Source organism: Sphingopyxis sp. BE235, assembly GCF_031457175.1.
Lineage (GTDB): Bacteria > Pseudomonadota > Alphaproteobacteria > Sphingomonadales > Sphingomonadaceae > Sphingopyxis.
The window spans coordinates 27,027-50,266 of record NZ_JAVDWC010000004.1; the positions used below are offsets into that span (position 1 = coordinate 27,027).

General features: G+C 65.8%; 25 protein-coding genes. 16 read left to right on the top strand and 9 right to left on the bottom strand.

From position 1 onward, the window contains the following. Window positions 1–8: 8 nt before the first annotated feature. Complete coding sequence (nadB, locus tag J2X38_RS16500; RefSeq protein WP_310255554.1) at window positions 9–1,586, bottom strand: L-aspartate oxidase; 1,578 nt, start codon at window positions 1,584–1,586, stop codon at window positions 9–11. Window positions 1,587–1,658: 72 nt separating this feature from the next. On the opposite strand from nadB, the gene J2X38_RS16505 reads away from it, so the two are divergent. Further along, window positions 1,659–2,483 carry an endonuclease/exonuclease/phosphatase family protein gene (locus tag J2X38_RS16505; RefSeq protein WP_310255556.1) on the top strand — a complete coding sequence of 275 codons (825 nt, stop codon included), beginning with the start codon at window positions 1,659–1,661 and terminating at the stop codon, window positions 2,481–2,483. A 3-nt stretch (window positions 2,484–2,486) separates the two neighbouring features. Here the strand turns inward: J2X38_RS16505 and J2X38_RS16510 are convergent, their stop codons facing one another. Further along, complete coding sequence (locus J2X38_RS16510; RefSeq protein WP_058537820.1) at window positions 2,487–3,407, bottom strand: ABC transporter ATP-binding protein; 921 nt, start codon at window positions 3,405–3,407, stop codon at window positions 2,487–2,489. 102 nt (window positions 3,408–3,509) lie between these two features. On the opposite strand from J2X38_RS16510, the gene J2X38_RS16515 reads away from it, so the two are divergent. The 13 genes from J2X38_RS16515 (at window position 3,510) to J2X38_RS16575 (ending at window position 15,449) form a co-directional block, all read left to right on the top strand. Continuing rightward, the gene (locus tag J2X38_RS16515; protein ID WP_310255562.1) at window positions 3,510–4,070 is read left to right on the top strand and encodes a DUF4402 domain-containing protein; all 561 of its coding nucleotides are present in this window, start codon (window positions 3,510–3,512) and stop codon (window positions 4,068–4,070) included. Between the two features lie 136 nt (window positions 4,071–4,206). After that, window positions 4,207–4,404, top strand: coding sequence for a zinc-finger domain-containing protein (locus J2X38_RS16520; protein ID WP_037513506.1), 198 nt, complete (start codon window positions 4,207–4,209; stop codon window positions 4,402–4,404). 184 nt (window positions 4,405–4,588) lie between these two features. Next, complete coding sequence (locus J2X38_RS16525; RefSeq protein WP_058800982.1) at window positions 4,589–5,080, top strand: DUF4402 domain-containing protein; 492 nt, start codon at window positions 4,589–4,591, stop codon at window positions 5,078–5,080. 39 nt (window positions 5,081–5,119) lie between these two features. Next, on the top strand, window positions 5,120–6,559 hold the full coding sequence (tldD, locus tag J2X38_RS16530; RefSeq protein WP_310255568.1) for a metalloprotease TldD: 1,440 nt from the start codon (window positions 5,120–5,122) through the stop codon (window positions 6,557–6,559). Window positions 6,560–6,779: 220 nt separating this feature from the next. Continuing rightward, window positions 6,780–8,000, top strand: a complete 1,221-nt coding sequence (locus J2X38_RS16535; protein WP_310255570.1) for a hypothetical protein — start codon at window positions 6,780–6,782, stop codon at window positions 7,998–8,000. Window positions 8,001–8,080: 80 nt separating this feature from the next. Beyond that, the gene (locus tag J2X38_RS16540) at window positions 8,081–8,482 is read left to right on the top strand and encodes a hypothetical protein (protein WP_058537552.1); all 402 of its coding nucleotides are present in this window, start codon (window positions 8,081–8,083) and stop codon (window positions 8,480–8,482) included. A gap of 162 nt (window positions 8,483–8,644) precedes the next feature. Continuing rightward, entirely contained in the window at window positions 8,645–9,214 is a 570-nt protein-coding gene (locus J2X38_RS16545; RefSeq protein ID WP_310255573.1) for a DUF924 family protein, read from the top strand. A gap of 28 nt (window positions 9,215–9,242) precedes the next feature. Next, window positions 9,243–9,803 carry a pyridoxamine 5'-phosphate oxidase family protein gene (locus J2X38_RS16550; protein ID WP_058537550.1) on the top strand — a complete coding sequence of 187 codons (561 nt, stop codon included), beginning with the start codon at window positions 9,243–9,245 and terminating at the stop codon, window positions 9,801–9,803. Continuing rightward, window positions 9,803–10,033 (top strand): DUF2007 domain-containing protein, encoded by a 231-nt coding sequence (locus J2X38_RS16555; RefSeq protein WP_058537549.1) that lies wholly within the window; start codon window positions 9,803–9,805, stop codon window positions 10,031–10,033. The genes J2X38_RS16550 and J2X38_RS16555 overlap by 1 nt, the downstream gene beginning before the upstream one ends. Before the next feature lie 18 nt (window positions 10,034–10,051). Next, a complete protein-coding gene (locus J2X38_RS16560; protein WP_310255574.1) occupies window positions 10,052–10,750 on the top strand; it encodes an endonuclease/exonuclease/phosphatase family protein in 699 nt (232 codons plus the stop codon). A 249-nt stretch (window positions 10,751–10,999) separates the two neighbouring features. Continuing rightward, a complete protein-coding gene (locus J2X38_RS16565) occupies window positions 11,000–11,338 on the top strand; it encodes a P-II family nitrogen regulator (RefSeq protein ID WP_056367782.1) in 339 nt (112 codons plus the stop codon). Between the two features lie 17 nt (window positions 11,339–11,355). After that, complete coding sequence (locus tag J2X38_RS16570) at window positions 11,356–12,705, top strand: ammonium transporter (RefSeq protein ID WP_058537819.1); 1,350 nt, start codon at window positions 11,356–11,358, stop codon at window positions 12,703–12,705. Between the two features lie 353 nt (window positions 12,706–13,058). Continuing rightward, a complete protein-coding gene (locus J2X38_RS16575) occupies window positions 13,059–15,449 on the top strand; it encodes a TonB-dependent receptor (RefSeq protein ID WP_058537547.1) in 2,391 nt (796 codons plus the stop codon). 232 nt (window positions 15,450–15,681) lie between these two features. On the opposite strand, the gene J2X38_RS16580 is transcribed toward J2X38_RS16575, so the two are convergent. Next, on the bottom strand, window positions 15,682–16,161 hold the full coding sequence (locus J2X38_RS16580; protein ID WP_310255580.1) for a hypothetical protein: 480 nt from the start codon (window positions 16,159–16,161) through the stop codon (window positions 15,682–15,684). Beyond that, window positions 16,158–16,532, bottom strand: coding sequence for a VOC family protein (locus tag J2X38_RS16585; protein ID WP_310255582.1), 375 nt, complete (start codon window positions 16,530–16,532; stop codon window positions 16,158–16,160). Before J2X38_RS16585 ends, J2X38_RS16580 begins: the two co-directional genes overlap by 4 nt. Before the next feature lie 96 nt (window positions 16,533–16,628). Here J2X38_RS16585 and J2X38_RS16590 point away from each other — a divergent pair, with 96 nt between their 5' ends. After that, window positions 16,629–17,171 carry a winged helix-turn-helix transcriptional regulator gene (locus J2X38_RS16590; protein WP_058800981.1) on the top strand — a complete coding sequence of 181 codons (543 nt, stop codon included), beginning with the start codon at window positions 16,629–16,631 and terminating at the stop codon, window positions 17,169–17,171. On the opposite strand, the gene J2X38_RS16595 is transcribed toward J2X38_RS16590, so the two are convergent. From J2X38_RS16595 to J2X38_RS16610, 4 genes are all read right to left on the bottom strand, one after another. Next, window positions 17,168–18,754, bottom strand: coding sequence for a GMC family oxidoreductase N-terminal domain-containing protein (locus tag J2X38_RS16595; RefSeq protein ID WP_310255584.1), 1,587 nt, complete (start codon window positions 18,752–18,754; stop codon window positions 17,168–17,170). The genes J2X38_RS16590 and J2X38_RS16595 overlap by 4 nt on opposite strands. Window positions 18,755–18,941: 187 nt before the next feature. Next, window positions 18,942–19,856: a sterol desaturase family protein gene (locus J2X38_RS16600; RefSeq protein WP_310255586.1), complete on the bottom strand. Its 915-nt coding sequence runs from the start codon at window positions 19,854–19,856 to the stop codon at window positions 18,942–18,944. Then, window positions 19,849–20,256, bottom strand: a complete 408-nt coding sequence (locus J2X38_RS16605; protein ID WP_310255588.1) for a hypothetical protein — start codon at window positions 20,254–20,256, stop codon at window positions 19,849–19,851. Before J2X38_RS16605 ends, J2X38_RS16600 begins: the two co-directional genes overlap by 8 nt. Next, on the bottom strand, window positions 20,253–20,687 hold the full coding sequence (locus J2X38_RS16610; RefSeq protein WP_310255590.1) for a TIGR01244 family sulfur transferase: 435 nt from the start codon (window positions 20,685–20,687) through the stop codon (window positions 20,253–20,255). Before J2X38_RS16610 ends, J2X38_RS16605 begins: the two co-directional genes overlap by 4 nt. Before the next feature lie 104 nt (window positions 20,688–20,791). Here J2X38_RS16610 and J2X38_RS16615 point away from each other — a divergent pair, with 104 nt between their 5' ends. Next, window positions 20,792–21,418, top strand: a complete 627-nt coding sequence (locus tag J2X38_RS16615; protein ID WP_310255592.1) for a GNAT family N-acetyltransferase — start codon at window positions 20,792–20,794, stop codon at window positions 21,416–21,418. Window positions 21,419–21,430: 12 nt separating this feature from the next. Here J2X38_RS16615 and recQ read toward each other — a convergent pair whose 3' ends face one another. Continuing rightward, window positions 21,431–23,218: a DNA helicase RecQ gene (recQ, locus tag J2X38_RS16620; RefSeq protein ID WP_310255593.1), complete on the bottom strand. Its 1,788-nt coding sequence runs from the start codon at window positions 23,216–23,218 to the stop codon at window positions 21,431–21,433. Between the last annotated feature and the right edge of the window lie 22 nt (window positions 23,219–23,240).

Consider the following 23,240-nt stretch of genomic DNA (forward strand, 5'->3'; position numbering starts at 1 on the left):
GCCACCGATCACGGCACCAGCACCGTATCGACCGCCTGCGGCAGCAGATCGGGGTAATCGAGCGTGTAATGCAACCCGCGGCTTTCCTTGCGGTGAAGCGCGCTGCGCACGATCAGCTCGGCGCATTGCAGCAGGTTTCTAAGCTCGATCAGGTCGGTGGTGACGCGGAAATGGCCGTAATAATCCTCGACCTCGTGCGTCATCATGTCGATGCGGTGCCGTGCGCGCTCCAGCCGCTTCGTCGTGCGCACGATGCCGACATAATTCCACATGAAGCGGCGAATCTCGGTCCAGTTCTGCTTGATCACCACCTCTTCGTCCGAGTCGGTGACGCGGCTCGCGTCCCACGGCCGGATCGCGGGCGGCGTGTCGAGCTGGTCCCAGCTTTCAATGATATGCTTCGCCGCCGCCTCGCCGAACACGAAACATTCGAGCAGCGAGTTCGACGCGAGACGATTGGCGCCGTGCAGCCCGCTCTCGGTGCACTCGCCCGCGGCATAAAGCCCCGGCAGGTCGGTGCGTCCGTCGAGGTCGATCAGCACCCCGCCGCACGTATAATGCTGCGCGGGCACGACCGGGATCGGCTGCTTCGTCATGTCAATGCCGAGCGTCAGCAGCTTTTCATAGATGTTCGGGAAATGCCCCGCGACGAAATCGGGGTCCTGATGGCTGATGTCGAGGTGGACATAATCGAGCCCCGAACGCTTGATCTGGTCGTCGTTCGCGCGCGCGACGACATCGCGCGGCGCCAGCTCGGCGCGCACGTCATAATCGGGCATATAGCGATGCCCCGTGACCGGATGCTTCAGGATTCCGCCCTCACCGCGCACCGCCTCGGTGATCAGGAAATTCTTGACGTCGAGATTATAGAGGCAGGTCGGGTGGAACTGCATCATTTCCATGTTCGAGACGCGCGCGCCCGCGCGCCACGCCATCGCGATGCCGTCGCCGGTCGCGCCGCGCGGCGCGGTCGAAAACTGATACACGCGCCCCGCGCCGCCGCTCGCGAGGATCGTCGCGCGGCCGACATGCGCTCGGACCTTCCCCGTTTTTTCGTCGAGCGCATAGACGCCCCACACCCGCCCCGACCCCGAATAGCGTTCCTCGTGCCGTCCGGTGATCAGATCGATGCACGCCTGCCCCGGCAGCAGGGTGATGTTCGGATGCGCCTCGGCGGTCTTCAATAGCGCCGCCTGCACCGCCCAGCCGGTCGCGTCGTCGACATGGACGATGCGGCGATGCGAATGCCCACCCTCGCGCGTCAGGTGCAGCGCCTCGGCATCCTTGTTGAACGGCACCCCCATCTCGACGAGCCGCTCGATCGCGTGCGGGGCATTCTCGACGACGAACTCGACCGTCTCGCGCCGGTTCAATCCGCCGCCCGCGATCATCGTGTCCTCGATATGATTCTCGAACGTGTCGCCCGCGTCGAGCACCGCCGCGATCCCGCCCTGCGCCCATGCGGTCGACCCGCCCGTGAGCTCGCCTTTCGCGAGCACGAGCACCTTGCAATGGTCGGCGAGCGCGATGGCGGCGGTCAGCCCCGCCGCACCCGAGCCCACGATAATGACGTCGTATTCACTCATGGCGCCTCTGTTGCACAGCAAGGCGCCGCATGACAGGGGGATCGAAGACGCCGACCAAGGGAATTTGTCGACATGCTCAAAGCGGAACTTAACCGGCGCGCGCTGCTGGCCGCGATGGCGACACTGTCGCTTGCGGCCTGCGCGCATCGCGTCGGGGCAGGTTCTGCCGGCGACCTCGGCGTCGCGACCTTCAATATCTGGCACGACGCGGGGGGGCATTGGCCGGCGCGGCGCGCGTTGCTCGTGGCGGCGCTGCGCGAAGCGGACGCGGACGTCATCGCGTTGCAGGAAGTGCTCGAGGACGCGAAAAAAGGACTGCCGAATCAGGCCGCCACGATCGCCCGCGACCTTGGCTATACGCAAGTCCACTTCGTCGCGCCCGAGCCCGAGGGTTCGCCCAAACGCTATGGCAATGCAATCCTGACGCGCCTGCCGGTAATCGAGGTCGCGCGCCGCAAGCTTGCGCCGCTGTCGGATTATCGCACCGCGATCCGCGTGCGCGTCCAGACCGCAAGCGGGCCGGTCGACATCGTCGCGACGCATCTCGCATGGCAACCCGACGCCGCAGCGGTGCGCGCGGAGCAGCTTGCCGACCTGCTCGCCTGGCTACCCCGCGATAGCGTCCCGCTTGTCGTGATGGGCGACTTCAACGCGCCGCAGGGCGACCCCGGCCTCAGCGCGATGGGGAGGCCGCGCTTCGTCTCGGCGTTGCCGCAGGGCGCGGCGGAAACGACGCTCAATCCCGCGCGCGGTCACGCGCCTCGCGTGATCGACCATATCTTCGCCGACGTGGCGGCGTTCGCCGTCACCGGCGCGCGAGTCATCGGCGACACGCCGGTGGACGGCGAATATCCGTCGGATCATTTCGGGGTCGCCGCGCGCCTGACGCGGCGCTGACGCTCAGACGGCGCTGCGCGTCAGATTCAGGAACACATCTTCCAGATCGGCCTCGCGCGTCGAGACGTCGACGATGCCGTGCCCCATCGCATTGACCGCGGCGAGCACCTCGCCCGCGTTCATCCGGTCCTTGTTATAGCTGATCGCGAGCCCGCGCTCGCCCTCGCGCTCGACCTTGTCGAACGCGGGGTGCGCCGGCAGTTCAGCGACGTCGGCGTCGAGCGTGACGACAACGATCTTCTCGCGCGCCATGTCGACCAGCTCGCGCGTCGGCTTGTTCGCGATCAGCTTGCCATGGTTGATGATCGCGATGCGGTCGCACAGCTCCTCGGCCTCTTCGAGATAATGCGTCGTCAGCACCACGGTGACACCACGATCGTTGAGCCGCTGGACATAGTCCCACAGCTGCTGGCGGAGTTCGATATCGACCCCCGCGGTCGGCTCGTCGAGCACGATGATCGGCGGCGAATGGACCATTGCTTTTGCCACGAGCAACCGCCGCTTCATCCCCCCTGACAGCGTGCGCGCATAGGCGTCGCGCTTGTCCGAAAGATGCACCGCGGCGAGCAGTTCGTCCGAAATGCGCTTCGCCTTCGGCACTCCGTACAACCCCGCCTGATTCTCGAGCGTCTCGTACGGCGTGAAAAAGGGGTCGAAGACGATCTCCTGCGGCACGATGCCGATCGAATATTTGGCGTTGCGCGGATCGGCGTCGATGTCGAAGCCCCAGATGCTCGCATGCCCGGCCGTCTTGTTGACAAGCCCCGCGAGGATGTTGATCAGCGTTGACTTGCCCGCGCCGTTCGGCCCGAGCAGCCCGAAGATCTGGCCGCGCGGCACGTCGAAACTGACATTGTCGAGCGCCTGCTTGCCGCCGGCATAAAGTTTGGAGACGGCGTCGATGCGGATGGCGGCTTCACTCATGGCCGCCTCCATAGCGGCGCGCCTCGGCGTGCGAAAGCCTGCTAATTTTTCGTCAGCCCCGCGTTAACGCTAAATTGGAAACTCGCCGCTAGGACGGCGGATGTGGGGACCAGTCACATCTTTTGCCCGCTGCCAATGCAGCGCGGCCTAGCCATATTTGCGCTCCTGATCGCGCCCGCCGCCGCTTCGCCGGCGCTGGCGCAGGGCAGCGCGCAAGGCGAAGCCGAAGCCATCGTGCTTCGCCCGCTTTCCTTCTTCAAGGTCAACGATCTCGACTTCGGCGATATCATTCCGTCGGCGACCGCGGGGACGGTGACAATCGAGCCCGACGGATCGCGCAGCCGCACCGGCGGCGTCACGCTCGCGGGCAATGGCGGCGAGCCCGCGCGCTTCGCGGGGCTCGGCAGCTTCAACCGCCAGGTCAATATCTCGCTCGGATCGAACACTATCTGGATCATCGGGCCGGGCGTCCGGATGCGCGTCCGCAATTTCGAGATCGGCAGCACGCCGACCGCGATCCTGTCGACGACCCCGACGCGCTTCCGCATCACCTCGCCGCTCGGCAACTATAATTTCCCCGTCGGCGGCACGCTCGAAGTCGGCGCGAACCAGGCTCCGGGCGATTACAGCGGTACGTTCACGATCACCTTAAACTATCTTTAGGCCTTCCTGTGGGGGGAAGACGGCACCGGGGGACCACTTGCACCCGAAAGGGTGCCTGCACCGGTGCCGTCAAAGCCCACACCGATTACGCAGACCCGATTGCGGGCGCCCGTCCTGCTTGCTATGGGCGCGGTCGATGACCCAGCCCGCACCCGAAACCATCCGCACGCCCAAGACCCGCATCGCCTGCGACGGCACCGGCGATGGCCTCGCCGATGCGGCGCTCGGCCACCCGCGCGTGTGGCTCGAAATCGACACCGACGAGGGTTTCGCCGACTGCGGCTATTGCGACCGCCGCTTCATTCTCATCGGCGGGATCGCCGACAAAGGCTGAACGTCGGCGTTGCCGACAACGCGTGATTCCCGGGCCGGAAGTAAACGGCCGATTCACCAACCCCATGCATCAGTGATGAAGGTCCCGCTGGCATAGGATGTGCCAGACAGGAGCAGAATCTGTGGGGATTCAGGGGACCAGACATAGTCGGGGGGCTACTCGCGCCCTGACCCTCGCTGTGGCAATGGCGAGCGCGGCACTATGCGGACCAGCCTATGCCGCCGACATGCCCGGCACCGCCAACGCGGCGGTCGTCCGCCCGAACACGCTGATCAAGACCGACGATCTCGATTTCGGCACGCTGATCAGCGGCGCGACCGGCGGCACCGTCACGATCAGCCCCGTCACCAACGCGCGCACGACCGGCGGCGGCGTCACCCCGGTCGGATCGGCGGCGCAGCGCGCGGTGTTCCAGGGCACCGGCGGCATATTGCTGATCACCGTATCGGGCAGCACCTCGGTCACGCTGACACGCGCCGGCGGCGGCGCAGCCCCGATGACCGCGAGCCTTGTCCGCGCGGCGAGCACCAGCGGCGGCGGCATCGCGCTGCTCGGCGGGACATTGCTGCCCAGCGGGGTCCAGAGCTATTATATCGGCGGCACGCTCACCGTTCCCGCGAACCAGCCCGAGGGCGATTACAGCGGCACCTTCACGCTGACCGTCAATTATCTCTGACAGCTGGCGTCGGGGGATGCGCGTGCCTATATCGGCGGCATGACCAGTCTCGATCCCCGCCGCTTCCTCTATCGCGCCGACGCGCTCGACCCCGATCTGGCGCAGGCGCTCGCGCGCGAAGCGCTCGCCAAGGCCGACGACGGCGAGCTGTACCTGCAATATCGCGCGACCGAGAGCTTCGGCTTCGACGACGGGCGGCTCAAGACCGCAGATTATTCGACCGACGCGGGCTTTGGCCTCCGCGCCGTGTCGGGCGAGATGACGGGCTTTGCGCACGCGAGCGACATCAGCGCCGGCGCGATCCGCCGCGCCGCCGAGACGCTCGCCTTGCTCGACCCTTCGAATCAGGCGCACGCCGCACCGCCGCCTCGCACCAACCGCCACCTCTATGACGAAGCAAACCCGCTCGACCTCATCCCCTTCGCGAAGAAGGTCGCGCTCTGCCAGGAAATCGACGCCGCCGCGCGCGAACGTGACCCCCGCATCGTGCAGGTCTCGGTTGCGCTCGCGGGCAGCTGGTCAGTGGTCGAGATCGTCCGCGCCGACGGCTTCCTCGCGACCGACATCCGCCCGCTCGTCCGCCTCAACGTGTCGATCGTTGTCGAGGAAAATGGCCGCCGCGAAACCGGTTATTTCGGCCTCGGCGGTCGCTATATGTACGACCATCTGTTCGAACCCGCGCAGTGGAACCGCGCGATCGACGAGGCGCTGGCGCAGGCGCTCGTCAATCTGCGCGCGGTCGACGCCCCCGCGGGCGAATTCACCGTCCTCCTCGGCCCCGGCTGGCCCGGCGTGCTGCTCCACGAAGCCGTCGGCCACGGGCTCGAAGGCGATTTCAACCGCAAGGGCACGAGCGCCTTCTCGGGCCGCATCGGCGAACGCGTCGCCGCGCCCGGCGTCACCGTCGTCGACGACGGCGCGATGGACAGCCCGGTCGGCGGCGGCCGCCGCGGCTCGCTTTCGATCGACGACGAAGGCACGCCGACCGGCGAGACGGTGCTGATCGAAGACGGTATCCTCAAAGGCTATATGCAGGACCGCCTCAACGCGCGCCTGATGGGGGTCGAGCCCACCGGCAACGGTCGCCGCGAAAGCTTCGCCCACGCCCCGATGCCGCGGATGACCAACACCTTCATGCGCGGCGGCAACGACGATCCCGCCGAGCTTCTGTCGCGCGTCAAGAACGGCATTTTCGCTAAAAGCTTCGGCGGCGGACAGGTCGACATCGTGTCGGGCAAGTTCGTCTTCAGCTGCACCGAGGCGTACAAGATCGAGAACGGCAAGCTCGGGGACTCGATCAAGGGTGCGACCTTGATCGGCGACGGCCCGAGCGTGCTCACCAAAGTCACCGGCATCGGCAACGACATGGCGATCGACGAGGGCATCGGCATTTGCGGCAAGGCCGGCCAGAGCGTCCCCGCGGGCGTCGGCCAGCCGACCCTGCTGGTCAACGGGCTGACGGTGGGCGGCACGGCCTGATCCCATATCCGTCATGCCGGGCTTGACCCGGCACCCGCCTTTTCTTCGCGAAGGAAGGCAGGCCCCGGATCAAGTCCGGGGTGACGAAGATTTGCATCGCATACAGCCTGTGATCACCCTCACTTGGCGTTCCGCCCTCCCGCGCATATAGCTTACGCAAACAGAAGAAGAATCGGTCGCATCATCCGTGGGGGGGATCCCCTGCAACAGGGAGGGTAATATGCGTTCGAATCTGCGTTTCGTTTCCGTGGCCGCCGTCGCCGCGGTCCTCGCCGCCGTTCCCGGCTCTGCGCAAAAAACCACCGGCCCCAAAGAGCGTTACGAAATGGACGTCGCGACGATGTCGGGCTTCGCCGCGATGGCGGGCGGCGGCAGGGGCGGCCTCGGCGGCGCGATGGGGATGATGTTCGGCGGCGATCCGTCGAGCAAGGTCGCGCACCAGCTCCTCCTCCGCCTCGGCTCGAATGATGCCGCCACCGCGCCGCCACCGAAGGGCGACCATTTCTTCCTGCCGCAGGCGAAGATGGGCAAGTCGGTCCCGCTGACGACGATCGAGGGCAAGGACGAGCCCGGAACCACCCCGTTCGAACGCCCGAAAGGCCGTCTATTGCTCTATTGGGGCTGCGGCGCGAAGGCGGGGCCAGGCCAGCCGGTGGTGATCGATTTCGCCAAGGTCGCCGCGGGCCAGATGCCGCAGGGTCTCTTCTCCAGCGCGGTCCCGGTGATCCGCGAAGTGAGCAAGGCGAATAGCCGTTCCTATGTCGACTGGCCGAACAACAAGGGCGGCAAGCAGCCCGGATCGGGCTCATCGCTGCTCGGCGCGCACCGCGTCGCGAGCAATATCGGCCCCGACATCAACTTCACGCTGGGGCAGGATTATATGCAGGGGCTCAGCGCCTCGACCGCGATCCAGGGCGACCAGTCGGTGATGGTCCGCTGGAACAGCGTGCCGAACGCTACGGGCTATGTCGCGTGGACGATCGGCGGCATGGGCAATGGCGGCGGCAAGAATGACATGGGCGATATCGTCTGGTGGACGAGCAGCGCGTCGAAGGAATTCGGTGGCGGTCTCTGGGACTGGCTGCCGCCATCGGTCGTCGCGAATCTGATCACCAAGAAGATCGTGATGCCACCAACGCAGACGAGCTGTCAGATCCCCGCAGAGGTCAAGAAAGCGTCGGGCGAAATGCTGATCGGCAACCTCAACGCTTTCGGGCCCGAGGCCAATTTCTCCTATCCGCCCAAGCCCGCGGGCAATGCGGCGTGGAACATCGACTGGACCGCGAAGGTGCGCTTCCGCTCGCATACCATGCTGATGGTCGGTGCCGATTTCGGCGGGATGAGCGGATCGAATATGGGCGGCAGCACCCCGGCCGAACCCGCGAAGAAAAAGAAATGCAAAGGTCCGCTGGGCATCCCGCTTCCCGACGGGGCGTGCTGAAACAACGGCGAGTCAGCCCCTGTTCACGCACGTTGGCGCAAAAAGGCGCCGGGTAGGGTATGAAAGACAGGAGTCGAACCATGCGTCACCTCATCCCGGCGCTTCTTGCCGCCGCAGCCATCGCGGCCGCACCCGCCGCCACCGCGCGCGAAAAGCTTGCGCCCGAAGATCAGCTTGCCAAGCTGCTCGAAGGGCGCGTCGCGGGCGAGCCGCAGGACTGCATCTCGCTCTCGACCGCGCGCAGCTCTCAGATCATCGAAAAGACCGCGATCGTCTACAAGGTCGGCAGCACCTATTGGGTCAACCGGCCGAAGGGCGGGGCCGAATCGCTCGACGATGACGATATCCTCGTCACCAAGACGATCGGCAGCCAGCTGTGCAGCATCGACGCCGTCGAACTGCGCGACCGCACCAGCCATATGTACGCCGGCTTCGTATCGCTCGGCCAGTTTGTGCCGTACAAGCGCGTCAAGGGCGAATAAGCTCCGGCGCGGTTGCGCGCCCTTCGATCCACATTAAAGTCGTCGTCCCGGCGAAGGCCGGGATCTCCGCGTTGCGTCAAACCGTTACGTCGAGATCCGGTTTCAGAGTCACGTGCCTCTGAACACCCTTCGCCGGGATGACGCTTGATGGGAACAAAGACCTTGGCCGAAAACGAAAACGCCCCGCCCCCCGCCGACTGGGCGCAGCAACTCCTCGCCTTCTGGTTTGACGAGCATGGCATGGACGACTGGTACGGCGGCGGCGCCGAATTCGATGAAGCGGTCCGCGATCTGGCGGAAGGCTGGCACGAGGCTTTGCGATCGCAGCCCGCCGAAGCCTTCCTCACCGATCCCGACACCGCGCTCGCCGCGACGATCCTGTTCGATCAGGTGCCGCGCAACATCTATCGCGGTCACGCCGATGCCTTCGCGACCGACGATCTCGCCCGCGCGATCGCGCGCGGCACCGTCGCGCGCGGCTGGCACGAAAACTGGCCCGACGAGCGGCGCCAATTCGCCTGCCTGCCCTTCCAGCATAGTGAGAATATGGACGACCAGCGCGAATCGCTGCGCCTGTTCGCCCAGTTCGACGCCCCGATGTTCCAGGATTATGCGCAAAAGCATTTCGACATCGTCGACCGCTTCGGCCGCTTTCCGCATCGCAACGAGGCCCTCGGCCGCGCCACCCGCGCCGACGAGGAAGCCGCGATAGAAGAGGGCAGGAATTGGTGATAGGGCTGGCGCGATACGGAGAACAGTCATGGAATTCACCGATACGCTGACTGACAAGCATATCGCCTTTATCGAAAAACAGCCGGTCTTTTTCACCGCGACGGCCGCCGCCGATGCGCGCATCAACCTGTCGCCCAAGGGCTATGCCGACAGCTTCAAAGTCCTTTCGGACGCGCAGGTCGCCTATCTCGACCTTGGCGGATCGGGCAACGAGACGCACGCGCATCTTGCCGCCGACGGGCGCATCACGATCATGTTCTGCGCCTTCGATCGCACGGCATTGATCCTGCGCATCTATGGCCGCGGCCGCCCCGTGCTGCCGCAGGATGCCGAGTGGGACGCGCTCGCCGCAAACTTCACCCTGCTTCCCGGCACACGCCAGATCTTCGTGATCGATATCGACAGCGTACAGACGAGCTGCGGCTGGGGGGTGCCAATGATGGAATTGCAGCACGAGCGCGACACGCTGCAAAAATATCACCGCCAGGCCGACCGCACGCTGTGGGTCGAAAAATTCAAGGAACGCGACCGAAGCATCGACGGCCTGCCGACGCGCCCGACCGACCGTTTCATCGCGGGCGACGCCTGATGCCATTGGTCGAGCTGGTGCGCCTTCCCAACGGCGCCGAGGCCGAGCTGCTGCGCGGCCGGCTCGAGAGCGCCGGCGTCCATGCGGTGTGCTTCGATGCGGGCATGAACATCGCCGAAAGCGTCGGTCTGCTCATCCCCGTCCGCATCATGGTGCTCGACGAGGATTTGGACGAGGCGCAGGCGCTGATCGCCGAATTCGAGTCCGGCGGGAACGGAAACGCGGCCTGAGCGCTTGAAAAACACGTCATGATCAAGGTCGCCAGTTACAATATGCGCAAGGGCATCGGGCTCGACCGGCGCCGCGACCCGGGCCGGGTGCTGTCGGTGCTCGGCGAGCTCGACGCCGATATCGTCGCGCTGCAGGAGGCCGACCGCCGTTTCGGCACGCGCGCGAGCGCGATCCCGCCGCATATGTTCGAGGACCATAGCGATTATGTCCCGGTCGACCTGCTCAGCGGCCGTCCCTATGCGATCGGCTGGCACGGCAACGCGCTGCTCGTGCGCAAGGGCGCCGTGGTCGAGGAAAGCCACGCGCTCCATTTGCCGACGCTCGAGCCGCGCGGCGCCGTCGCGGCGACGGTGCGCATCGGCGAAACGCGGCTCCGCGTCGTCGGCATGCATCTCGACATTTCAGGGCTGCGCCGCCGCCAGCAGGCGCGCGCGATCCTGAACCATGTCGCCGAGGGCGAGGATCTGCCGACGATCCTGATGGGCGACTGCAACGAATGGCGGCCGCGCGGCGGCTGCCTCGCCGATTTCGGCGAGCGCCACCGGCTTGTCGACACCGGCCACAGCTTCCACAGCCGCCGCCCCGTCGCGAAGCTGGATCGTATTTTCGCGACGCCCGATCTCGAAGCCGTCGAGGCGGGCGTCCACCAGAGCGCGCTCGCGGCACGCGCGTCGGACCATCTGCCGATCTGGGCGCGGTTCAAGGCGGCCGAGTAGAAACCGTCGCCCCCGCGGAGGTGGGGGCCGCGAGAGATGTTACGCAAGGCAGACTGCGGCCCCCGCCTTCGCGGGCGCGACGGCCATTGCCCAAATTTTAGGCAATCCGCTGCCTTCCCTGCCCACCGAACGACCGAATAGGTCGCTTACTCCGCCCATACCGTCACAAAATGTTAACTTTCGCGCGCCCCGCGCAATCTGGCACGGCCGTTGCAGTGCAACATGGTGCCATTAGCAAAAGGGGGCGTCATGAAGCTGATCTTGGCCATCATCAAACCATTCAAGCTCGACGAGGTGCGCGAAGCGCTCACCGGTCTGGGCATCGCCGGCATGACCGTGACCGAGGTCAAGGGCTTCGGCCGGCAAAAGGGGCAGACCGAAATCTACCGCGGCGCCGAATATGCCACCAACATGGTGCCAAAGGTGAAGATCGAGCTCGTCTGCGACGACGCGCTTGCACCGCGCGTCGTCGAGACGCTGCAGCACACGGCCGGCACCGGATCGATCGGCGACGGCAAGATTTTCGTCCTAGACGTGGGTCAGGCGGTGCGCATCCGCACCGGCGAGACCGGCGAGGCGGCACTGTAATGACGAAGGGGGAAAACATGACGTTCGCAAAGAAATTTGCGGCGGGCGCCGGGGCCGTCGGCCTCTCGCTGTTCGCCGCGCTGCCCGCCTGGGCGCAGGAAGTCGCCGCGGCGGCACCCGAACCGGTGGTCGCGGCCGTGGTCGACAAGGGCGACACCGCCTGGATGATGACCTCGACCGTGCTCGTGCTCCTGATGATCCTGCCGGGCCTCGCGCTCTTCTACGGCGGTCTCACGCGCACCAAGAATATGCTGTCGACGATGACGCAGATCGGCGCCGCCGCCTGCCTCGCGATGATCATCTGGGTGATCTATGGCTATGGCCTCGCCTTTGGTCCCGAGGGCAATGCCTTCATCGCCTGGGGCAAATTCTTCCTCGCCGGTGTCACGCCCGACAGCCTCGCCGACACGTTCAGCGACGGCTTCAAGCTGCCCGAATATGTGTTCATCAGCTTCCAGATGACCTTTGCCGCGATCACCCTCGCGCTGGTCCTCGGATCGGTCGTCGAACGCATGAAATTCTCGGCGGTGATGGTGTTCGGCGCGATCTGGCTGACGATCGTCTATTTCCCGATCGCGCACATGGTGTGGGCGGCGGGCGGCCTCTTCTTCGAAATGGGCGCGCTCGATTTCGCCGGCGGCACCGTCGTGCACATCAACGCGGGTGTCTCGGCGCTCGTCGCCGCGATGATCCTCGGCAAGCGCATCGGCTACCAGAAGGAAATCATGGCGCCGCACTCGCTGACCCTCACGATGGTCGGCACCGGCATGCTGTGGGTGGGCTGGTTCGGCTTCAACGCCGGCTCGGCGCTCGAAGCCAATGGCTCGGCCGCGCTCGCGATGATCAACACCTTCGTCGCGACTGCCTCGGCCGCGCTGTTCTGGATGCTCGCCGAAAAGCTCGCGGGCCATAAGCCCTCGGCGCTCGGCTTCTGCTCGGGCATCATCGCCGGCCTCGTCGCGGTGACCCCGGCGGCGGGCAATTCGGGGCCGTTCGGCGCCATCGTCCTCGGCGCGGTCGCGTCGCTGATCGCTTTCTACGCCGTGACGGTGCTCAAGCCCAAGCTCGGCTATGACGACTCGCTCGACGCCTTCGGCATCCACGGCGTCGGCGGCATCGTCGGCGCGATCGGCACCGCGATCGTCTATGCCCCCAGCCTCGGCGGCCCCGGCGGCGACGATTTTGCGATCGGACCGCAGCTCGTGACCCAGATTTCGGCGGTTGCCGCGACGATCGTCTGGGCCAGCGTCGGCACCGTCATCGCCATCTATGTCGCCAAGCTGCTCACCGGCCTCCGCGTTTCGGAAGAGGTCGAACGCGAAGGGCTCGACCTCGGCGAACATGGGGAGCGCGCCTACAACTACTGACGAGACAGGATACCCGTCGCCGCACGTCTCTCTCCTTTCAAACGGCGGCGGCGGGATCCTACCGAGGTTCCTCCTGCGAACCACTGGCCGGGGCTTGCCCCCGGCCATTTTTTAAGTTTGTGGCCCGAACGGCCACTGGCCGGGACACAGGTCCCGGCCTTTTTTTGTGGCGGGAACGGCCGCGAGCGCGGGGCACAGTCTCGTCCATTTTTGTCATTTTCTTACTGTGGCTGGCGCGCAACATGTCCCGGCCTTTATTTCGCGCAATATTCATGCGCCATTGCGTAATGGAAACAAGAAGCGCACCCTCCCGCCCGGACCAGCGTAGATTGGCCATCAGGAGGAGGATTATCATGAATGCACGAGCATCTATGCTCGCGGGCTTGTCGTGCCTTGCGCTTGCAAGCACCCCGGCAGTGGCGCAGGACGCGCCTGCGAACAGCTATGACGGCAACGAGATTATCGTCACCGCGACCAAGCGCGACGCGAGCCTGCAGGACGTTCCCTTTTCGATCAACGCGCAGACCGAACAGGCGATCGAGCGCGCAAACGCGAGTACTGTCGAGGATCTGTCGCGCAACGTCGCGGGCCTGACGGTCCAGAATCTCGGGCCCGGGCAAAGCCAGGTGTCGGTGCGCGGCGTCTCGGCGGGCCAGATCGCGCGCGACCAGCCGGGCGTGAAGGAACAGGTTGGCGTCTATCTCGACGAATCGGTCGTCTCGCTGTCACTCTTCACCCCCGACCTCGACCTGTTCGACCTCAACCGCGTCGAGACGCTGCGCGGGCCGCAGGGCACGCTCTTCGGCTCGGGTTCGGTCGGCGGCACGCTCCGCTACATTACCAACCAGCCCAATCTCGACGGCATCGAGGGCAAGGTCGAAGGCAATGTGAACCTCGTCGACGGCGACGATTTCGGCGGCCACCTCAAGGGCGCGATCAACCTGCCATTGAGCCCCAATCTCGCGATGCGCGCGGTCGGCTATTATACGCGTTACGCGGGCTTCATTAATGCGCTGCGCGAAGGCGGCGGCGAGAGCGAGGACGTCAACAGCGGCGAACGCTATGGCGGACGCTTCTCGCTGCTGTGGAAACCTGCCGAGAATCTGTCGATCACCCCGCGCTTCGTCTATCAAAAGGTCAAGACCGACGGCTTCAACCGGCAGGAGGTCTATAACCTCTTCGCCAACCAGTTCACGACGACGCGGCCGCAGGTGACCTTCAAGGAACGCCAGCAATATCTGCTGCTCGACGAGGCGTTCGAGGATGAGGTCAAGCTCTTCGACCTGACAATGAGCTATGATGGTGACGTGATCGGCGTGACGTCGGTGACGACCTACACCGATCGCGACATCCTCGTCAGCCGCGACGCGAGCGCGCTGACGGGCAGCGTTTCGGCCGACCTCGGTTTTCCGGTTGCGGGCATATTGTTGCCCTCGAACCTTGTCGACACCACGGGCGTCAAGCAATTCACGCAGGAATTGCGGGTGAACTCGGCGGGAACCGGCCCCTTCCAGTGGCTCGTCGGCGGCTATTATGCCAACGTCAAACGTGACTATACCCAGCGCCTTCCGACGCCGGGTTATGACGTGTTCACCGATGCGAGGTTCGGCGCGGGCACCTCGGCGGCGCTCGCCAACGGCTTTGGTCCCGATTCGCCCTATAACGCCGACATCCCTTATGACCTGTCGCAGATCGCTATTTTCGGCGAGCTGAGCTACGACCTCACCGAAGCCTTCACCGCGACGCTCGGCGGTCGTTATTATGCTTTCGACGAAAGCCGGCGTTTCGTATCGGGCGGGCTATTCCCCAACGGCGACAATGCCCGCGACAAGACCTCGTCGACCGGCTTCTCGCCGCGCTTGCTGCTCAGCTATGATGTCGCCGACGGCATCACGCTCAACGCGCAGGCGTCGAAGGGCTTCCGCCTCGGCGGCGTCAACGATCCGCTCAACCTGCCGCTGTGCGACGGCGGCGTGCCGAACGGCCCCGACGCGCAGACCTTCAGCGGCCGCCCGCGCTACGACGACGAAACCTTGTGGAACTATGAAGGCGGGGTGAAGGCGCAGTTCGGTGGCATCACGTTCAACGCCGCCGGCTTCTATACCAAGATCAACAATCTGCAGGTCACCGCCGATGCCGGCAGTTGCTCGTCGCGTATCGTGTTCAACGCCGACGCGCATACGATGGGGCTCGAGGTCGAGCTGTCCGCCAGCCCGTTCACCGGGCTCGATCTCGGGCTGTCGGGCAGCTATGTCGAGGCCGAGTTCGATTCGACGCTCACACGCCCGAACGGGACGGTGATCGAGGGCATCCGCGAGGGCAACCGCCTGCCCTCGGTGCCGAAGTTCCAGATGGCGGCGAACGCGACCTACAGCTTCCCGATCGATGCGTCGTCGGACACCAACGCCTTCGTCACCGCATCCTTCCAGCATGTCGGCAGCCGCTATACCCAGCCCGGCGATCAGGAAAACAACCCGCGGACCTTCGTCCACGGCTTCACCTTTGGCGGCGCGCCGATCGGTTCGGCGACGACGCTTGACCTCAAGCTGCCCGATTATCAGCTGGTGAACCTCGGCGCAGGGATCGAGTTTCCGAACGAGTTCGAAATCTCGGTCTATGTAAACAATCTGCTCGACGAAAATGCGCTGCTCGCCTTCGACCGCGAACGCGGCGGGCGCGCGCGGCTCGGCTTTGCAACGAACCAGCCGCGCACCTTCGGCGTCACGGTTCGCAAGGGCTTCTGACGGAGAGAGATGGGCCGGGCGCGGACGCGTTCCGGCCCATTTTCAGGCGCTGAAATGTTGCACAAAATTTGCGCAGCATTGCCGCAATTTAAGCCTTCCCATCATGACATTAATATGGCATTCATTGCGTCAACAGTTTCAGGAGGGGAGAGCCTGAAAGGCTGGGCCGGGACGCAAGTCCCGGCCCTCTTTTTTTGTGCGCAACACAGATTCTGCCCAAAATCGGCAGTTTTCAGCGATTTGTGCGCGCATAGCGCAGCATGGCGAAGATGCGCCAGCTGCCGTCGTCCTGCAGAATCGAATCGCTGACGACGAGTCTTCCGTCCGCTTCAAGGACATAGGTCGACCGGCCGATTTCGACATCGGCGCTGCCCCAATGCGTCCACCATTTCGCCGCATTCACCCCGCCGACCACCGCGCGCGTCCCGCCATAGCTGTCGGTCCATTTTCCGCGCACGCGCCCCTTCGTGTCGAAGGCGTACGTCGCCTCGGCCGAATAGGCGATCGGCGGCGTGCCCGCGATGCGCAGACGATAGGCGAGCGTCGTCGCCTCGCCCACGCCCGGTGCGATGTCGAGCGTCGCCGTCGCGGGCTTGCCGAACGCCTGGCCCTCACCGGCCCAGCTGCCATGCCAGGCGGCGAGCGACGGGGCTTCGGCGGCGGGCGCGGCCGGCGCCATCAGCGCCGCCGCCGCCCACCAGAGCGATGTCATGCCGCTATCTCGGACTGCGAGAACATGAAGGCGTTGCCGTCGGGATCGTAAAAAGTGAGCAATTTCACCAACCCCGGAATATGCTGGATATCGCCATCCTGCCGCACACCCTCGGCATCGAGATGCACTTTCGCCTCCTCGATGTCAGCCACCTCGAACACATTGGTCGCGCCGCCGCCCTGCACCACCGCCTCGACCTGACTGAGCCCGATATTCACCCCCGCCATCGGCGTCTTGAGCTCGCACCAGCCGAGCTCGTCGGCGCGGTAGAGCAGCTCGCACAACAGCACGCGCTCGTACCAGGCGATCGACGCGGTCATGTCCTTGACCCCCATCGAACAGGTGAGTTCGGATCCGATCTGAAGCGCCATGCCATTCCTCCCTTTTCGCGAAGCACCGAGCCGCGCGGAGAATCGCATGGCCCATATCGCTTGCCTCAATGGTCTGGTTTGTATAGTTAGTTGCAAATGCCGTCAACCGCGTCCGACCCCGTGCTGATTCAGCTCGGCAGCCATCGCTGGCTGGTGCCGCTGCTCGCCGATCTGGCGGCACACAAGGGCGCGCGCTTCGTCGAACTGATCCACCGCCTCGGACTCTCGCGCGACAGCCTCACGCGCACGCTGGAGGCCGCGGCGACGATCGGCTGGGTGGCGCGCAACTCCGGTCACGGCCACCCGCTCCGTCCCGAATATATCCTGACCGAAGCCGGCGCCGCCGCCGCCGCACGCGCCGCAACGATTAGCGAGGCGCAAGCGGCAATTGACCTGCCACCCGGTGCCGCGACGCGCTGGGGACTTCCGCTCGTCGTCGGGATCGGCGCGGGCCACGACCGCTTCAACGCGCTGTCGCGCCTGCTGACTCCCGCCACCCCGCGCGCACTGTCGCAGGGGCTGACCGCGCTTGGCAAGCACGGGCTGGTGACGCGCGAAATACTCGATATGCGTCCGCCGGCGAGCCGTTATGACCTCACGAAAAGCGGCGCGCTGCTGGCCGCAGCGTGCACCGCCTAGTTCAGCGCCGCCTTCACGAAATCGGCCGCCCGCTCCCCGATCATGATGCTCGGCGCATTGGTGTTCCCCGACACCAGCCGCGGCATGACGCTCGCATCGGCGACCCACAGCCCGTCGATGCCGTTCAGCTTCAGCGTCGGATCGACCACGGCATCGGCGTCGCTCCCCATCCGGCATGTGCCGACAGGGTGATAGACGGTGTCGGCGCGACTGCGGATCAGCGCGTCGAGCGCGGCATCATCGTCGAGGTCCACCGGATGGCGGTCGGCCCCTGCATAATCCGCCAGCGGCGGTGCCGCCGCGATCCGGTGCATCATCCGCACGCCCGCCCGCAAGGTTGCCATATCGCGCGCATCGGTCAGAAAGCCCGGATCGATCGCAGGCGCCGCCGCGGCATCGGACGACGCCAGCCGCACCGTCCCGCGGCTCTCGGGCCGGAGCACGCAGGCGTGGCATGAAAAGCCGTGCCCCTTCACCTTGGTGCGCCCGTGATCCTCGAGCATCGCGGGCACGAAATGATATTGGATGTCGGGCGCGGGCAGGTCGGGCCGCGATTTCCAGAATCCCCCCGCCTCGGCGAAACAGGTCGTCATGATCCCGCTGCGTTTCGTCCGGTGCTCGAAGATCGCCTTCACCATCCGCCAGGTGCCGCCGGCGCTGTCGCCGAACGGCTCGGTCGAGCGCGTCTCCCAGCTCGACACATAGTCGATATGATCCTGCAGATTGTCGCCGACCCCCGCGCGGTCGAGCGTCACCTCGATCCCCTTGTCCTTCAGATGCGCGCCCGGCCCGATCCCCGACAGCATCAATATCTGCGGGCTGTTGAAGGCGCCGGCCGACAGGATCACCCCACCCCGCGCGCGCAGCGTCTCGCGGCGTCCACCGCGCCGGATCACCACCCCCGTCGCGCGCCCGTCCTCGACGAGTATCTTCTCGACGAGCGCGCCGGTTCGCACCGCGAAATTGCCATGCTCGCGCAGCGGCTCGACATAGGCGCGCGCCGCCGACCAGCGTTCGCCGCCCTTCTGCGTCACCTGATAAAGGCCGAAGCCTTCGTTGCTGGGGCCATTGAAATCCGCCGTGCGCGGCAATTGCAGCGACGCCGCGCTCTCGACGAAGCGCCGGCTCGTCACATTGGGCCAGCGCTGGTCCATCACATTCAGCGGCCCGCCGCCCCCGTGGAATTCGTCGCCGCCGCGCTCATTGCCTTCGCTCCGCTTGAAGAAAGGCAGCACGTCGGCATAGCTCCACCCCGTCGCGCCGAGCGCCGCCCACTGGTCGTAATCGAACTGGTGCCCGCGAATATAGACCATCGCGTTGATCGCGCTCGACCCGCCGAGTCCGCGCCCGCGCGGCTGATAGCCGGCGCGCCCGTTCAGCCCCGCCTGCGGCACCGTCTCATATTTATAGTTCGAGCTGTTCCGGATGAAGGGCATGAACCCCGGGGTCTTGATCAGCATATTGTCGTTGCGCCCGCCCGCCTCGACCAGACAGACGGTACGCTTGCCGTCCTCGGCCAGCCGCCCCGCCGCCGCGCTCCCCGCGCTGCCGCCGCCGATGACGATGATGTCGAACTGATCCATGCTTGCGACTCTCCCTTACGCCGCCTGCTGGCGGTCGCCCGGGTGCTTACATGAATGTCATTAGGGGGTGAGGCAAGGGGGCTGATACCCTTCACCGTTCGCATCGAGCGAAGTCGAGATGCCCATCGGTCGCGCGCGCCTTCGAGGTGTCTCGACTTCGCTCGACACGAACGGGTTTAGGGCAGCCCTACTCCGCCGGTTCTTCCACCGCCCGCCCCGCCGCCCAGCGTTCCTTGATCATTGCGCTCGTCGCGCGGCTGCCGTCGTGGCTCCAGCCGGGCTCGCGCCACATATAATCGAGCTTGTGCCGCCACGGCGCGTGCCAGACATCCTTCGCGATCCCGACCCATTCATGCACCGCGGCCCATAATATGTTGAAGCTGCCAAGCTGCTTGACGATGCCGTAACGCACGGGTTCGTCGTCGCGTTCGGCGACGAAGCTGCCGAACATCTTGTCCCAGATGATGAACACGCCCGCATAATTGGCGTCGAGATAGCGCGGGTTCACGCCATGATGGACGCGGTGGTGCGACGGGGTATTCATCACCGCCTCGAACCATTTGGGCAGCCGCTTGATTGCCTCGGTATGGATCCAGAATTGATAGATCAGGTTCAGCCCGGCGCAGAAAAACACCATCGCGGGCGGAAAGCCGATCAGGAAGAGCGGCAAGCGGAACAGGAAGGTCAGGCTGAAGAAACCCGTCCATGTCTGCCGGAGCGCGGTCGACAGATTATAATGCTGCGAACTGTGGTGGATGACATGGCTCGCCCAGAACCAGCGCACGCGGTGCGCGCTGCGGTGGAAGGCATAATAAGCGAGGTCGTCGAGGAAGAAGCAGAGGATCCACGCCCACCACCAGCTTTTGAATTCGATCCCGATGTCGAACAGGCGGTATTGGTACACCCACACCGACGCGCCAATCACCGCCGCACCGACGAGAGCGCCCGCGATCTGGCTCACCGTGCCGAGCATCAGCGAGGTCAGCGTGTCGCGCGCTTCGTACCGGCTTTTGTCGGCGCGCAGCGAAATGATCATCTCGGCGATCAGAAGCAGGATGAAGGCGGGAACGGCGTAGGTTACCGGATCGGGCAGCTTATCCACGGCTGAACTCGCGCATCCGGCTGGCCCACATTCCCGCATCCTTCCCCAATTGCAGCGTCACCGCGCCGAATGTCCGCTCGGGCGTCGTCAGTGTCAGGAAATCCTTGTCGAGCCGCCCGATCACGCTGGCATCGACCGGCCGCGCGGCAAAGAAATTGCCATGCGCGCGAACCAGCATCATCCGTCCCTCGGCATTGCGCACGATCGCGGCAAAGCCCGCCCGGTCGCGCGCGACCTCGACCCCGCGAAACCCCGCCTCGGCCTCTTCGGCCAGCTGGATTGCGTGGCTTGCATCCGCGATCCGCGGATCGCCGCCGAGCCCGATCTTCCCGACCAGCCAGGCAATGAAAAATACCGCGATCAGCGATGCGCCCAGCTGGATCAGCGCCGCCTGATTCATTTTTCCCCCGCGAGCGCGTCCAGCATCGGTCGCAACCCACTGAGATCATAGCCCGCATTCGCGGCTGCCTCGGCGATGCCATCGACATCGTCACCCGCGCGCGCGCGGGTCAGCGCCCACAGATGCGTCGAGCGCGTGCCCGACCGGCAATAGGCGAGGATCGGCCCCGTCGCATCGCCGAGCAGTTTGTCGAGCGCATCGATCTGCGCATGGCTGAAGCCCGCATGGCCGATCGGGATCGCGGCATAGGCCAGCCCTTCGGCCGCCGCGGCATGCGCGATATCGTCGCCCTGCGGCGCCGAAGGCTCCTCACCATCGGGACGATTGTTGATCAGCATCGCAAAGCCCGCGGCTTTCGCCTCGGCGACATCCTCGATGCTGATTTGCGGGGCGACGCTATAGTCGGCGGACAGGGTTCGAAAATCGCTCATGCCCTCGATCTACTCCTGCCGCGCGCTTGCTGACAAGCATGAAGGTGGGGCACGAAGGCGCGTTGTCACTTTCCTTGCCGCGCGCATCACCTATGGTCGCGACCATGAACGAACATTTCGATTGGGCCTTCGGTTACTGCGCGGCCCGTGAATACGCCCAACCTGTTGCCGCCACGCTTCCCTCGGCGCTGTGGTTCGATGTCGGCAAGCCCGACCAGGCCGGCCGCTTCATCCTCGGGAATGCGTCGGGCGAAGCCGCAGCCGCCGCCTTCGCTGCGGTTGATGCGCCCCACATCTATGTCGACTTCGCGGCCCCGCGCGATGCGATTCTCCAGCATATTCCGCCAAATTGGCAGCCGCGCGATCCGATGTGGCTGATGGCGACCGGAACCGACATGCCGCCGGCGCGGCCCACGCCCGATTTCATATTCGAGGTCGATGAAAGCGCCGACCGTTTCGAGGCGATCGCTAGGCACGTCGACGGCTCGCCCGCCGCGCGCGGCGTTCTCGGCATCCACGGCACCACCGCCGTCTACGACCAGATCGTCACCGAACCGCAGTTCGGCCGCCGCGGGCTCGGCTCGGCGATCATGGCCGAACTCGGCCGCTGCGCCCTTCGCCGCGGCGCCACCGAATGCCTGCTGGTCGCCACAGCCGACGGCAAGGCGCTCTACGAACGGCTCGGCTGGACGCTGCGCAGCGACATCGTTTCGTTCATTTCGCCGGGCTAGCCGACGATCGGCTCAAAATTGCCGGATCACATTCAGGAACGCATCGCCCCACGCCTCGAGCTTCTTGCCCCCGACGCCGGGGATGTCCGCCAGCGCGCTCCGCGTCGCGGGCCGCCCGCTCGCCATCGCGCGCAGCACCGCGTCGTGGAAGATCACATAGGGCGGCACCCCGGCCTCGGCGGCGAGTTCGCGCCGCATCGTGCGCAGCGCATCGAACAGCGGATCGCCAACGGGGTTCGCCGCCGCGCGGTCGGCGCGGCTCGTCCGCCCACCCTCGCGCTGCGTCCGCTTCACCGGCGGTTCGGCCATAAGCACCGCGGTCTCGCCCTTCATCATCGCGCGCGCCGCCGGGCCGAGCATCAGCCCGCCATGCTCGGTGGTGTCGAGCGCCTCGCGCGCCATCAGGCTGCGCACCAGCGGCTTGATCAGCCGCGCTTCCTCGCCCGCGACAATCCCGAACACCGACAATTTGTCGTGCCCGCGGCTCGCGATCCGCTCGTCGCTCCGCCCGGTCAGCACCGCCTCGATATGCCCCGCGCCAAAGCTCTGCCCGGTGCGATACACCGCGCTGAGCAGCTTCTGCGCGAGCACGGTCGCATCGACCTGCGCCGAGGGCTCGAGGCAATTGTCGCAATTGCCGCAGCGTTCGGGCGGGTTCTCGCCAAAGTGCCGCAACAGCAGCGCGCGACGGCATTCAACCGTCTCGACCAGCGCCGCGAGCGCGTTGAGCCGCACCCGCTCGCCCGCAACGCGCCCCTCGGGCAGCTCCGAAAGCCGCATTCTTGCACGTGCGAAATCGTCGGCGCCCCACAGCATCATCGCCTCGGCGGGGTCGCCGTCGCGCCCCGCGCGCCCCGTTTCCTGATAATAGCTCTCGATCGATTTCGGCAGGCCGGCGTGCGCGACGAAGCGCACGTCGGGCTTGTCGATCCCCATGCCGAAGGCGACCGTAGCGGTGACGATGCCGTCCTCCGACGCAACGAAATCATGCTGCACCTGCGCGCGCCGCTCGGGGTCGAGCCCCGCGTGATAGGCGGCGACGCTGCGCCCCGTCGCCGCCGCGATCTGCTCGGCGAGCCGCTCGGTGCCGTTTCGGGTCGGGGCATAGACAATCCCCGGCCCCGGATTGGCGGCGATGAAATCGACCAGCTGCTTCGCGGGGCTCACGCGCGGACGCACCGCATAGCGAATGTTCGGCCGGTCAAAGCCCGCAAGGATCAGCCCGTCGGCAGGAATCCCGAGCTGGACGAGAATATCCTCGCGCGTGTGCTTGTCGGCGGTTGCGGTCAGCGCGAGCCGCGGCACCGCCGGAAAGGCATCGAGCAGCGGGCGCAGCAGGCGGTAATCGGGACGAAAATCATGCCCCCATTCGGACACGCAATGCGCCTCGTCGATCGCGAACAGCGCCGGCGTCTGCGCCTCGAGCAAGGTACGAAACCCCTCGCCCGTCGCGCGCTCGGGCGCGACGTACAAGAGGTCGAGCTGGCCGTCGCGATACGCCTGCCGCGTCTCGGCCCAGTCGGCATCGACGCTGGTGAGGCTCGCGGCGCGAATCCCCGCCGCGCGCGCACCGCGCAGCTGGTCGTGCATCAGCGCGATCAGCGGCGACACGACGACGACGCAGCCGTTCAGCGCGACCGCGGGCAGCTGGTACGTCAGCGACTTGCCCGCCCCCGTCGGCATCACCGCGAGCGTCCGCGCGCCCGCCATCACGCGATCGACGACCTCGCCCTGGCGGCCACGGAAGGCGTCGAAACCGAAAGTGGATTTGAGCAAAGGGAGGAGAGCGTCGGCGGACATTGCGATGGCGATAGGAAGTTTG